This window comes from Gimesia maris, from assembly GCF_008298035.1.
GTDB classification, from domain to species: domain Bacteria; phylum Planctomycetota; class Planctomycetia; order Planctomycetales; family Planctomycetaceae; genus Gimesia; species Gimesia maris.
On sequence record NZ_CP042910.1, the window covers coordinates 5,284,075 to 5,297,122 of the forward strand.

At 48.8% G+C, this 13,048-nt stretch carries 12 protein-coding genes; 5 read left to right on the forward strand and 7 right to left on the reverse strand.

What is annotated here, in order from left to right:
* Positions 1-445 precede the first annotated feature (445 nt).
* The 7 genes from GmarT_RS19440 to GmarT_RS19470 form a co-directional block, all read right to left on the reverse strand.
* Positions 446-1,162: a pyridoxine 5'-phosphate synthase gene (locus GmarT_RS19440; protein ID WP_002647638.1), complete on the reverse strand. Its 717-nt coding sequence runs from the start codon at positions 1,160-1,162 to the stop codon at positions 446-448.
* Between the two features lie 428 nt (positions 1,163-1,590).
* Complete coding sequence (locus tag GmarT_RS19445) at positions 1,591-2,400, reverse strand: lysophospholipid acyltransferase family protein (RefSeq protein ID WP_002647637.1); 810 nt, start codon at positions 2,398-2,400, stop codon at positions 1,591-1,593.
* A gap of 123 nt (positions 2,401-2,523) precedes the next feature.
* Entirely contained in the window at positions 2,524-3,642 is a 1,119-nt protein-coding gene (locus GmarT_RS19450) for a serine hydrolase domain-containing protein (RefSeq protein WP_002647636.1), read from the reverse strand.
* 160 nt (positions 3,643-3,802) lie between these two features.
* Positions 3,803-4,147, reverse strand: a complete 345-nt coding sequence (locus GmarT_RS19455) for an STAS domain-containing protein (protein WP_230682466.1) — start codon at positions 4,145-4,147, stop codon at positions 3,803-3,805.
* Between the two features lie 445 nt (positions 4,148-4,592).
* A complete protein-coding gene (locus GmarT_RS19460) occupies positions 4,593-5,843 on the reverse strand; it encodes a DUF11 domain-containing protein (protein ID WP_002647634.1) in 1,251 nt (416 codons plus the stop codon).
* Between the two features lie 68 nt (positions 5,844-5,911).
* Positions 5,912-6,658 (reverse strand): hypothetical protein, encoded by a 747-nt coding sequence (locus GmarT_RS19465; RefSeq protein WP_002647633.1) that lies wholly within the window; start codon positions 6,656-6,658, stop codon positions 5,912-5,914.
* A gap of 153 nt (positions 6,659-6,811) precedes the next feature.
* Complete coding sequence (locus tag GmarT_RS19470) at positions 6,812-7,948, reverse strand: hypothetical protein (protein WP_044238950.1); 1,137 nt, start codon at positions 7,946-7,948, stop codon at positions 6,812-6,814.
* A 327-nt stretch (positions 7,949-8,275) separates the two neighbouring features.
* On the opposite strand from GmarT_RS19470, the gene GmarT_RS19475 reads away from it, so the two are divergent.
* The 5 genes from GmarT_RS19475 to GmarT_RS19495 all read left to right on the forward strand — a co-directional run bounded on the left by GmarT_RS19475 (position 8,276) and on the right by GmarT_RS19495 (position 13,045).
* The gene (locus tag GmarT_RS19475) at positions 8,276-9,271 is read left to right on the forward strand and encodes a LolA family protein (protein ID WP_002647631.1); all 996 of its coding nucleotides are present in this window, start codon (positions 8,276-8,278) and stop codon (positions 9,269-9,271) included.
* A 169-nt stretch (positions 9,272-9,440) separates the two neighbouring features.
* Positions 9,441-10,457, forward strand: a complete 1,017-nt coding sequence (locus GmarT_RS19480) for a vWA domain-containing protein (RefSeq protein WP_002647630.1) — start codon at positions 9,441-9,443, stop codon at positions 10,455-10,457.
* 66 nt (positions 10,458-10,523) lie between these two features.
* Positions 10,524-11,081, forward strand: a complete 558-nt coding sequence (gene lspA, locus GmarT_RS19485) for a signal peptidase II (RefSeq protein ID WP_002647629.1) — start codon at positions 10,524-10,526, stop codon at positions 11,079-11,081.
* Between the two features lie 25 nt (positions 11,082-11,106).
* Positions 11,107-12,156 (forward strand): tetratricopeptide repeat protein, encoded by a 1,050-nt coding sequence (locus GmarT_RS19490; RefSeq protein WP_002647628.1) that lies wholly within the window; start codon positions 11,107-11,109, stop codon positions 12,154-12,156.
* Positions 12,157-12,190: 34 nt separating this feature from the next.
* A complete protein-coding gene (locus GmarT_RS19495) occupies positions 12,191-13,045 on the forward strand; it encodes a MotA/TolQ/ExbB proton channel family protein (protein WP_002647627.1) in 855 nt (284 codons plus the stop codon).
* The last annotated feature ends 3 nt before the right edge of the window (positions 13,046-13,048 follow it).

Sequence of the window (13,048 nt, forward strand, 5' to 3'; positions counted from 1 at the left end):
ACCAGATAACCTGTTTCAGGCTGCGGGAGTAACAATCACATTTTCCGGGTTACCTATATTCATCATGATTAGAAGTAGATCGGCTGGGAAAACAGCGATTGCAGGAATTCGCAACCATACCGAAACCCTCAGGCACAAAACACACCCACACTCGAATTGGACGGAATCTTTCGGGCGATGTGCTCTGCTAGTTTGAAAATCACCATAACGTATCAAGCGGTAGAAATCTACTGTCAGACGTAAGTTCTCTGTCAAATCGGGTCCTCAGATATTCGACCTGACATGAGTGGCGGCATACAACTTTGCGGTTTCTGAGGATCAGCAAAAACAGTGAAACAGGAGCGTTCTGCTGATGTGATCAGCTTCGATATTTAAACGATATTAATAAACAAACTCAATGAGTTAATCTGTGAACAGGGGTCCCTGACAAGGCGCAACCCGGAACTCAGATATTCACAAGAGCCTTCATTTCGCGAACTGCCTGTTCCATCCCTACCAGTACGGCACGGGAAATAATACTGTGGCCAATATTCAGTTCGCTCACATGGGGAATTAACGCCACGGGTGTCACATTTCGATACGTAAGACCATGTCCCATGTGTAACTTCATTCCCTGCTCAATCGTGAATGCAGAAGCTTTTTCCAGGATACTTAACTCCTGTTCCTGTTCTCCTGCAGAAGAGGCATCCGCATAGCGTCCGGTATGCAATTCAACCGCATGGACTCCCGCTTTTTTCGAAGCTTCAATCTGCGCCGGATCAGGGTCGATAAACAGACTGACTTCAATCCCCGCCTGCTGCAGCCGATGGACACACTGACTTACACGTTCTGCATTTGCGATCACATTCAGCCCCCCTTCCGTTGTCAGCTCTTCTCTTTTTTCGGGAACAAGAGAGACCTGATCGGGTCGGACATCCAGGGCAATCTGAGTCATTTCTTCCTCGGCTGCCATTTCCAGATTCAGCTTAACCTGAACGGTCTTTTTCATCGTGTAGAGATCATGATCCTGAATATGACGACGATCCTCTCTCAAGTGCAAAGTGATTCCGTCTGCCCCTCCCAGTTCAGCCAGAACGGCTGCCCATACCGGGTCTGGCTCATAAGTTAAACGGGCCTGACGCACTGTCGCAACATGATCAATATTTACACCCAGAGCCGGCATGATTCACATTCTTTCTAAGGGATCTCTGATAGCTGTTCTGACAGCTTGAACTGAAAAGGGTTCGTAGTAATCGCCTGATTAATAACTGCATCTTATTGATTTATCACAGATTATCCAGAAAAGGAGTTCGGTATTTTGTGACAAAGGGATCATTCATCTCAAAAAATCAGTTTTTTTGTCGCATTTCTCTTTGAGCCGTCGAATACCTGGTAATTCAATCATTTCGCTTTTTGTTTGTTCAACTCTCTATGGGTAATTCCAGTTAAATAAACAGAAGCAGGCAACCCCGGGGGTATTCTGGTCGATGGGAGAACTGTTGTAATGCAGACGCTCATCGGCCAGAACCCTTGGGGGTGCGTTGGGTGAGACAGGCACTCCCAATCGTGAGCGACTCAAAAGCGATTAGCATGAATCGACAGCCGCCTGCTTCAGTTTGCGGTATGATACCGGTCTGAGGGGATGGGGATTACTGCAGTCTGAGAGTCAGGTCGTGGGCTGCCAAGATATTCGGTCTCTCCCAACTCAGCCAGTTTCCACATCATTAGAGTGGTGACTTCCTCCAGAACTTCACGCGTCAGACGCTTTGCATGGTAATCGGAAAGATCAATGGGTTCCCCAAAAACCAGCGAGGTATCAGCCCGTGAATAAAACGGTTCGATCATATTCTCGCCACGAGGGGAACTATTGATATAGACCGGATACACGGGAGCCTTTGAGCGCAGAGCCAGAAACGCGATTCCGGAATTGGCATGAGCAATCGGACGACCTTCCTGAATCCCGCCTTCCGGAAACACCCCGATCAATCCCCCTTCTTTTAAACGCCTGAGAGCTTCCCGTACAGGCACGACATCCTGACCATTCCGGTCCACTGGAATGGAATGCATGGCGCGTGAAATCCATCCAACCAGACCAGGCAGCTCATAATACTCCCTGGCCATTAAAAAACTGATACAGCGCATCTTTTTCTGCGGATTTCCCAGATGAGAATTATACCAGAGGATGATTGGGTCTGTTGGGCTACGATGATTGGCAATCACGATGCCAGCGGAATCGCCCGGAAAGGGACAACGACGATTCCGACGGACGTGCCACAGCCCAGGTGCATAGACCCGCGTAATCGCAAATAAGATCCAGGCACGCCAGCCATCCGGAAGACGAACGGCCTGGTAGATCAGCAAAGCTGAAATAAGCAGCAGATAAGACAGCAGTGTCAGGATGGCGGCAGCTTCAGAGTTCATTTTGAATCAGACAAATAAATTGTCATATACGAACGATACAGGCCAGATCTCCTCTAAGAGAAAGCATTATAATCCGATTGAAAAAAACAAGGCAACCTTATTTCTTTTCTGCCAGCGCATTCGTTACCCCGGTTCAATGGAAGCGACAATTCTGTTCGTGATCAGGGATAGAAATCGTCCATGAGGTTCCTGTGGCTCCGTCGTCAGAATCACCGCGGATGCATCCAGTTCCGGATCGACCCAGAAAACGGTCCCGGTCGCTCCCCCATGGCCAAAAGCAGACCGGGAAAGCAAATCACCATAATAATCGCTGTTGGAGGCGGATACGATCTGCCAGCCCAGTCCCCAGCCTTTCCCCTGCCTGGCAGCAACAGATAATCCGGCGATCGATGGTAACTGATCACGTATTGCTTCTCGGATTGTATGAGGTGAAAGGATCTGCTGATCCTGAAATCGGCCTCCCGCTCTCAGCATTCCGGCAAACTTACTCAGATCCGCAGGAGTCGTCAGCAGACCTCCCCACGGTGCCCCGAACCGCCTCCAGTAAGAACTGTTCCAGTCCCAATGGGCCTCGACATCCAGCTCTTCCGGAATGCGGATTTCCGTGATTCTTGTTACTCGTGGATTGTCCCCCAGCATCCATTCTTCCGTCAGCCCCAGGGAGGTGTCATTCATCTGCAGAGGTTCAAACAGCGTCTGACGCAAATAGTCTGCGCAGGCTTGTCCTGTAATCCGCAAGATCACCTCCCCCAGAATTGCGATTCCCGTACTCTGATATTGCACCATTCTACCGGGTGGTTCATCGGGAGTGAGTTCGCAGATCTGTTGCACAAATTCGGAGAGCGGCGCATTGGCAGCGCGTAGTTCCTGATTATCGGGAAGCATATCCGGTAGTCCGGAAGTGTGTGTCATCAGATGGCGTAAAGTAATTCCATGTTTTCCGGCACAACCAAATTCAGGGATAAATCGTTTGACTCGATCTCCCAGTAATAACGCCCCTTCTTCCAGCAACTTCAACACACCCGAAACCACAATCGGCTTTGTTATGGATGCGACCAGAAAAACAGCGTCATCAGAAAGTGTATCTGCCTGATCTGAGATTCGCTGACGTCCAGAGAAATAACTGCGGGATTCATCACCCACAGCCAATTGTAATGCGATCGCTGGAACCTGATCGGTTTGGCAGAACTCATCAATCAGATCTTCGACTTTTTGCCAGCGTTCGGAAATAATGCGAGACATCTTTTCCACCAGATTAAACCCAGGATAGAATCATTTTAAACCGGAATCCAGATTACTCTCTGGTTGTAATTTTGAAAAGGAGTCCTGCCGAGACTGCATAAAAAAAGCGAAAGCCGATAAAGATCAGCTTTCGCTTTTAGCCATAAACTGTAGGAATTGTTTAATAAGGAATTTCTACATCATGCAACTGCATGAACTGGTTCATTCTGGTGATCTCAAGTACTTCCCTGATATCTTCAGAGGGATTGTAGAGATGAATTTCGATTCCCAGATCCCGAATTGAGGACAACAATCCCAACATTCCACTGGGAATCAATTTCACACCGGTCAGGTCAAGCGCCAGCGTTTCGCACTGCTGTCCTTTGACAAGTTCCAGTAATTCATCCCGGATCCCTTTTACACTGAATGTATCCAGAACATCCCGACCACCAAATCCTGCGACACACAAAGGTCCTGAGTGATAGATCCCTGTTGTTGCACCGTCATCGAATTTTATCCTTTTCAAAAGAATACAGGATACGAAGCCAGCAATAATAAATAGAAAAAGAACAACTGCGTTCCGCGTGAGACTTCGCATCTCATTGACAAATTCCACAGCTGATAATGGCAATTCATGTGCCACTGAGAAGGCCTATACAAAAAACTCATCGGTGGACTCACCAGATTCAGTACTTAAGCTGATAAGTACCTGAAAACAATCATTTTATAGTCGACTCTCAATTTAACCCCGTTTCGCTTCCACTTTATCATTTCAGATAATCTGCAGTAAAACACCTCAGACTGTAGTATTTTTAAACACTCTTCGAAGGCAGGGATGCTGTTTCTCAAGGCAGCAGAAAATCGTAAGAGATAAAAAAAAGAGCCCGTCATGCATGCTGCACAACGGGCTCAGGATTCGCGGGAATCCACAAAGTTGATTTTATAGACTAATTTTCATCCTCGATATCAGATTAGCGAACGCGTGCCTTGAAGGTGACCACACCCCCCTGGTGCCCGGGAACTGTCTCATCCACTTCAAAGGTCAGGATCAGGCTGCCTTCCTGGTTATCCTCTACGACCAGGCGTCCTTTACGATCGCATGTGGCACTGTCCTGAATGTACTCGAGCCGCGGTGTCAGGTTGTCAACAATCTTGATGCCTTCAACATCGAAGTCACCCACGTTTTCGTATTTGATTGTAAAGGTGATGATATCACCTGGTTCCGCGTTTTTCTTGTCGGCCAGTTTGACCAGTTTCAGGTTACCTTCTGTTTTGCGTTTGTCTTCAATGCCCACATATTCTTCAGGCTTGACGGCACTCTTTGAAGAATGTGCGGACTGCTGACGGATGGCAATGACAGGAAACTGAGTGCGAGACCAGATGGCGGCTGCCTGAATCTGATACGCAATACGTGCTTCGTCAGATTGATCAAACTGTCCGGTTGATTCCGTTCCGGTGTCCTGGAACAGATTGTTGAGTTTGGTGTGAGCTCCCAGATAAGCGGTTTGTCCGACAGCCCCCTGCTGCTGTTCGGTTTCGACTCCGCTGGCACGGGAACGCATGCGAATTCCTTCCAGCTGCTCACGCTGTTTGTGCTGTGTGATCACAGTGCGAGCATCCAGTCCAACACCATGAACGGTATCTTCTGTCGTTGCCAGTGTATCTATTGAAGTACCAGAGAGTGGCGAACTGGCGGAACGAATGGCTGCAAACCGGGGAGCATAGACTGCCACGCGATTTGACTTTTTGACTTCGTGATTGCCTTTGTGTGTCTGGTATTCCACGATTGTGTCTTCAGTATCCAGTCCCAGACGATTGTAATCGTCATAATGAACCGGGTTCTCACGATCGCCGCCATCAAACAGATATTCGTCGGGATACATTTCCACCACCGCAGGATCATTGCCTGCAGGGAGTGTAAAATCTCGAACTTCAGCCGGAGAAAACTCACAGTAGGGAGGTCGCTCGCAGACAGGAGCAGGTTGATAGTAAGCAACCTGCTGAACTGCAGAGACAGGAGCCACTTGTGGAGCTGGTGCTGACAGCGTGACCGCTCCTTCACTATTGTCAAAGTCGGCATGTTGAACTGCCGGTGCCGTTTTTTCGACTGGTTTCGTTGCTGGTTTATCCCAGGGCATGGAAACCGAAACGGGAGATAAACTGGAACACCCGCTGCTGACAGTCATCAGCATGATCGCCGCCAGAGAGCAGACACGCTGCATTTGCGATACTCCTCTTTGATTTCTAAACGACAATTTTAACACGGAATTTCCTTTGGTTAATCGAAACATCAGTTTTTGACCGTCGGTGGATTTACTTCAAGTACAGGTGCCCCGTTCCCGAAAAATGCAGGGTCTTCACCACGAGTGGAAGGCAGTCGGCCCCCCATTCTGAGAATCAGCATGGGACGGCCCAGCAGATCTGCTTCGGCAATCAGATTTTTCTGTGCGGTAATGGTTTGCGTTGGCTGTCGATCAAACTGGGCAGGTACTGCAGTTTGTGGTCGCTCCAGGTAAACGACTTTTGTCACCATCCTTCCGGACAACACCAGTTCTATATCTTCTGCTGTAAAACTGACAGGAACCGGATACTGCTCTGCCAGCCCGGCAGGCGGATGGAGACGATCAATCAACTCAATTGTCGGATACAGTTCGACGCCTGGAAATTCCGGCATCCCACTGATTTTGACGCGATACACATAACCGACACCAAAACCAATCGAGGCAGGTGATGCTTTTTGAATTGCCTGATCAGGACCTCCTGCATAAAAAGTCAGAGTTCCCGTGGAAGGCAGGCTGAATTTCATCGGTTGAATATAACCGGGTTGAACCTGGCCGGACATTGCCGCCCATTGACCGGCAACCCCTGGTGGAGTGCGCTGATTCAGAGGATGATAGAATTGATTCCCTGAATTGTACTGGCGACCGCCGATCATCTCTTGAGACCAGGCAGCCGGTGCATGCATGACAAAAACGATCAGGGTCATTAACAGGAGCGTTAATAAGCTTGATCGGTTTTGTCGTTTTGAATTTGTCATGACTAAGAGTTTCTACGATCAGTTGTCCAGAGGGATGACAGAAGAGAATTAGCCGTAAAAGATGAGATTTGAGAGCAGAGATGACACTTGAAAAGACAAGGGGTGACACTCCTGGTTTTTGTTACCAGGAGTGTCACGTGGGTCCAGAGTCTTTTAATAACCAGGTCCTGGTGCCATGGTTCTTGGGTAAGAAACCTGGCCAGGAGCATGTACCGGATGACTTTCCGAGTATTGAACATACTTGACAGGTTTGGGCAGGCTTGGTGCCGGATCCTGTTTGACGTCCACCAGGAAGTGATCCACCGGTTTTGGCAGATTGGTTTTCGATACATTCCGAATCGTGTGAGACTTCAGGCTGGCTGGTCCACCCAATGGAATGTGGGGAGGGCCTGGGAGTCCGATCGGTGTCCCTGTCATAGGCATACCCCAGGCAGGAGTTGGTCCCATTCCAGCGATTGGATTGTAAGCTGGCTGCCCAGGAGCACCCATGCCGCCCATCATTGTGGGAACAGGTACACCGGATGCGATACCGATCATTTCCCCGGGGATCGGCATGGGAGCCATGTGAGCTCCGGCGTCACCATCATAGGAAACCTGTGATACGGTTTCGTTACCGCCATCTTCGCTTGGCATCTCCAGATCCATGTTACCCATACGCATCACAGCCATGATTGTTCCACGACGATCTGCTTCTGCGACCGGGTCTACACCGGGATCAAGACGGGTAGAAACCAGAGTTTCCACGCCGGCAATCGCCAGTTCCTGGAATTTTTCATCCGGCAGATAGATCACCTTGGTGACAAAGTTGTTACTTTCCACCTGATCCAGATCTTCCGGAGTGATTTCCAGAGGAATACTGTTATGAGACAGGTAAGCATCTGTCGTTGGATGTGACGGATAGACCTGCAGTGAAGGATACAGAGCAGGAATCGATCGTCCCGGAATGTGTGACAGCTTTAACCGGTAGGTTGCCCCCTGGTTGAAGTTGTAACGTCCCGGAGCTGTGATCTGGTTTTCGGCATAGCCTTCCGCGACTTGCCAGCCCACTTTCATGCCCGCTGGTCCTACGAAGCGAACCTGTGAGGTTCGTGCTGCGTAGGCACTCATTGGAGGCGGAGCCAGCATAGGCAATACGCCAGGCCCCGGTCCATCTACCATTGGCCCCGGTCGCTGCATCATCGCAGCTGGTGGAGCATGGTACTGCCCTTTTTTAATTACCTGTTGTCCGTCGGCTGCACAGCCAACACAGACAACTACCAATGTTCCTAAAGCCAGGAAGTAGTACTTCATCATGACCCCTTGTTCGAATACCCACGACGAATAATGCGACTTGTTAAGTGAAGAACCGTCCATCGCAAACTAAGACGTCGATCCCTGGGAAATTGGAACGGTCGACGTTCGGTTCAAAAAAGACTCAGTTTTCAGGTCGACCCCAAGCCCGAAATAACGTTAAAATGCGATCAGTCCCAAATTTTAACGATCTTACGCTGAGCTAAACGGTCTGCCGGTTGAAATACTTCAACCAGCTAGAGACACATGGATTGCCTCATACATCTGTTTTCGGACTAATGTGGTCCGATTCTTTGATAAATTCGATTTTTTCCGAACAATTAGAACATGTTACGCATTTTAACCCTGACAACAGGCCTCCTGCTCGTCGCAGTCCTGAATGATTTTTTCTCGATCTCTTCCTGGGCTCAATTGCCACAAAGCTTGAGCAGACAAGAGGATAACGACCATAGCAATGAACGACTCCTCGCGCAGACTGATCCGCAGGACCAACCAGCAGCCAGTAATGCGGTTTCTGATGAGTCCGAGAAAAATTTGAAAAAAAATCCGGCTTATGCAGCGGCAATGCTTAATAAAGCCAGGGAAAAACTCCTTTCATACAGTTCAATTCGAACCCACATTACTGAGAAAGTTGAGATTGGGCCCAAGCCTTTCATAATCACTGGAAGTTATCTGCAGGCAAAAGACCTGAAACAGGGGAAAGACCTGAAACTTCGTCTCGAGTTTCAAGTACAGAGTCAGAATTCAGATAAAAAACCGGTGGGAACCCTGCTCGAAATCTGTGATGGCCAGGTATTGTGGACAGAACACACGATTAAAGGAGAATCGCGTGTCACCCGCAGAGATGTACAGGCGATTCTGCAGCAGGCAGAGATTAATCCACAAGCACAATCAAACATGCTGGTGGCAGAACTGGGCCTGGGAGGGCTTCCGGGATTACTGGCATCCATTCAGAAAAATATGAATTTTGTCAGCGTGGCAGAAAGAACCATCAGTGGAAAGTCATTAACAGTCTTGAATGGCGTCTGGAAAGACGAATTTCTGACACAATGGAAGGGAGGGGATCCTGCAGCCCCTGTAGAATTACCTGCTTATGTCCCGGATGCTGTTAGAATTTACCTCGATCAGGATACGCTTTTCCCCCGTCGAATTGTCTACCTGAAAAAAAATCAGGACTCTTTACAAAGTATGGTCACACTTAACTTTAGCAAAGTCACTCTGAATACCCCCATACCCGAAACGGAATTTACCTATGAGCCACCAGATGGCGTTTTTCCTGTTGATATAACAAAACAATACCTTCAACAGTTGAATAAGGAATAACGTAAGAGAAACACGAATACTTCAATGACTTCCATCTTTCAGTGCACCGTCTGTTCCATGCAATCCTCTACTTTAGAATCCCGACTGTTCGAGAATTGATAATCCACTACAATATAGAGACTTAAGTTAGTTTATACGGAATGAATATATCAGTCATGGATTTAAATTAATGCCAGCAGCATTTACAGAAATGGAACAACGCACAGCACGATGGCAGACGAATTCCCCTCTGCTTGTTGTCCCCAGTTGGGCTGCTTCACTGGCCATACACTCTTTGATCCTGCTGATCCTGATTTCCAGCCTGAATCGCTGCGACAGCGGTCAGACAGGAGGCGATGAAGGAGAACTCCGCAGTGTGGGGATTTATGTCAAACAATCCCCAGATGCCGATCAGCCCGAGGATTCAGATCAGGAACCTCTGGAATCACCAGAGAATCCACAGGTTTCACAAGCTCAGGAACAGATCAGCGAAGTAATGGAACAGCCCCCCGTGGCGCCCCTGCTTCCGGAGTTGAATTCGAAAATGCTCGGGGCAGGCCCGACTCAGGCCCCCAGTGCTCCCACAACTGATTTGACCACTGACCAGTTAATGTCCCCCAGCACAGCGCTGGCTCCTCCCGTCATGGGGGCCGGGAATGTCAATTTTTTTGACGCCGTTGATTCAGGCAAGCGATTTGTATTCGTACTGGACTGTTCTGGCAGCATGGCCGCTCCCCAGGGAGCCCCCATTCGCAAAGCCCGATCAGAACTGATTTCCAGCCTGGCAGGGTTAAATCACCATCAGCAGTTCCAGATCATTTTTTATAATACCACCACGCGTGCCATGCAGCATCGGGGAAAGTCAGCGGAATTACTGTATGCCACAGATATCAATCGAACCCTGGCTCGTCAGTTTATTCAAAGTGTCGAACCTGATGGGGGAACAGACCATCTGCCCGCATTAAAAAGAGCTTTAAGTTTTAACCCGGATGTCATATTCTTTCTGACAGATGCAAAGCATCCACAGTTATCCAGTGCAGACCTCAATGACATTCGTGAACAAAATGGTGGTAAGGCGAAAATCCACTGTATCGAATTTGGAGAGGGTTTTCCGGTCAAGGAAGGCAATTCACTTGATAAACTGGCTCGTCAGAATAAAGGCAGCTATCGATACTATAATGTCCGCAAATTTATCAAACACCGCTAAGGAATTGCGGTAGCAGCCTGCGGATCACGAGAATAATAATTCAATCTCTCAGAAAGCCAGTGTTTAATGTCATCGTCAGTTTCCAAAGCAACTCGCTATACACTGTTGATAGCCTGCCTGTTATTTTGCGTTGGCTGTGATCAGTACACCAAGAAGATCGCCGTCGAAAAACTTAAATACGAACCACCGTTGACTTATTTGAATAACACATTCCGGATGGAATATGCAGAAAATACGGGTGCATTCCTCAGTGTGGGAAGCCGCCTGTCAAAACCAGTCCGTTTTTTTCTGCTGGTCGTTGCCAACGCCGCTTTTCTGATTCTCGTGACGGGAATGCTGGTTTTTCGCTGGCAGATGCCTCTGGTACAGTTCATCGCTCTCTCTTTATTGCTGGCGGGGGGGATCGGTAATTTAATTGACCGTGTGTTCCTGAATGGCATTGTCATCGATTTTCTCAACATCGGGTTTGGCCCCTTGAGAACCGGTATTTTCAACGTGGCAGATATGGCGATTACAGGAGGCGCTCTCTTAATGCTCTTTTCCTGGTTTTTCACCAAGGATCAGATTGAGCAGAAAAAAGAGCAGGCCAATTCAGAAACGACCACATCAGCTCCTGCAGAATAACTGATTTCCCAGTCGAAAGAATTCCATGCGAGCATTCCTGTTGATCAACCTGGCACTTGTATTCTTATTTCAGAATACAGCGAGTTCCTGCGCCCAGGATAAGATCGAAGTTCGCCCGGATCATCATGTCGGTCAGGCCACTCTTCCGTGTACGATTCTGGATTTCACCCAATCAGAGATCAAAGTGAAGCTGCTGCCCAGTGGCACAGTAAAGACATATCCCAGTTCCGAAATCGTAAAGGTCCATACCCCCCAAACTGAACAGCACCAGCAGGGACTGGAACAGCTTCAAAATGAAGAATACGAAAAAGCGATCGAATCTTTCAGTGAAGCCTTGAATATAGAAAACCGTCTCTGGGTTCGGCGTGAAATTCTGGCATTGATGACTAAAGCTGCTTTAGCGCTCGGAGACAACTTAAAGGCGGCGCTTCGTTTTCAAATCATGGTGGAGAATGAGCCTGATGCCCGTTCATTCGATCTGATTCCACTGGACTGGGGCATCAAAGATACTTTATCACCCGCTCGCAATGCAGCACAAAACTGGTTAACGGATCAGGATGAAGTGAAACAGTTGATCGGGGCCAGTATTCTGTTAACGGCTCCAGATTATCAGGCACAGGCAGAAGCAACACTTCGCTCTCTGGCAACAAGTCCACAAATCAATATCCAGCAGTTGGCACGGACCCAACTCTGGCGTCTCCGGTTGCGTGCCGGTGATATCAGCCTGCTGGAACTGCAGCGCTGGGAACGCAATCTGAATCAGGTTCCGGAACTCCTGAGAGCAGGCCCACATTTTCTATTGGGAACCGGGTATGCCATGCTGGAACGACATGGCCAGGCAGCTGCTTCCTTTCTCTGGATCCCACTTGCTGAAAATTCAAATCCTCAACTGTCGGCAGAGGCCAGTCTGAAAGCCGCCGATTCGATTCTGGCGATGGGCCAGACTGTGAACGCATTGCGACTTTATCAGGAAACAGCGGCACGATATTCAAAATCACCTGCACGTCAAATGGCACTGCAGATGATTGACCAGATCACCAAAGCGAGTTCGCAACCGACGACACAAGATAATTGAACAGTACGAATTTTTTCTGGAAATGAATGATTTGATGGATCGAAGAAAATCGCTGAGTAAATTCCTCTGGGCCAGTCTCCTCTGCATCTGCCTACCGCTGGCATCTCCTGCCTTCTGCTTTGCTGCAGAGGATTCGGAATCGGGTGCAGGATCAGATATTTCAAAAGTCGACTTCCGTCAACTGGTAGATGATGCCGGCACGATTGGAATCATCATCGCAGTTTTAAGTATCGCGATGGTCGCGTTAATCGTGGAACATGTCATCAGCATTCGCAGTAACGCGCTGATGCCTCCCGGCCTGGCAGAAGAAGTCCATGGTTTAATCTCACAGCAGCAATATCGCAGTGCCGATTCCGTTTGTAAGTCTAACCCCAGCTTTCTGTCTTATATCCTCTCTGCCGGACTGGCTGAGGTTCAACTGGGCTACGGAGCCGTTGAAAAAGCCATGGAAGACGCCGCCATGCAACAGTCGGCACGATTGAATCGAAAAATCGAATACCTGTCCGTCATCGGCACACTCTCTCCCATGCTGGGGCTGCTGGGAACCGTCTGGGGGATGATCCTGGCCTTTTCAGAATTCACAGCGAAAGCCAATCCGGATGTGGCAGAACTCGCTCCTGGAATTTCCAAAGCGCTCATCACAACTCTGTTCGGCCTCAGTGTGACTGTCCCCGCTCTCGCCAGTTTTGCTTTTTTCCGTAACAGGATTGATGAACTCGTTGCGCAATCCTCGTTATTAGCAGAACATGTTTTTGCTGACTTCAAACGCAGTACGCCTGCACCAGCGAAACAGCCGGGCAAACCACTCCGGAAACGACCGGAAGAGGAACTGGCACAACGGCTCGCCGATCAGCAGGGAACGCGACCCTCATCACCTCCCGGAGGTTAACAG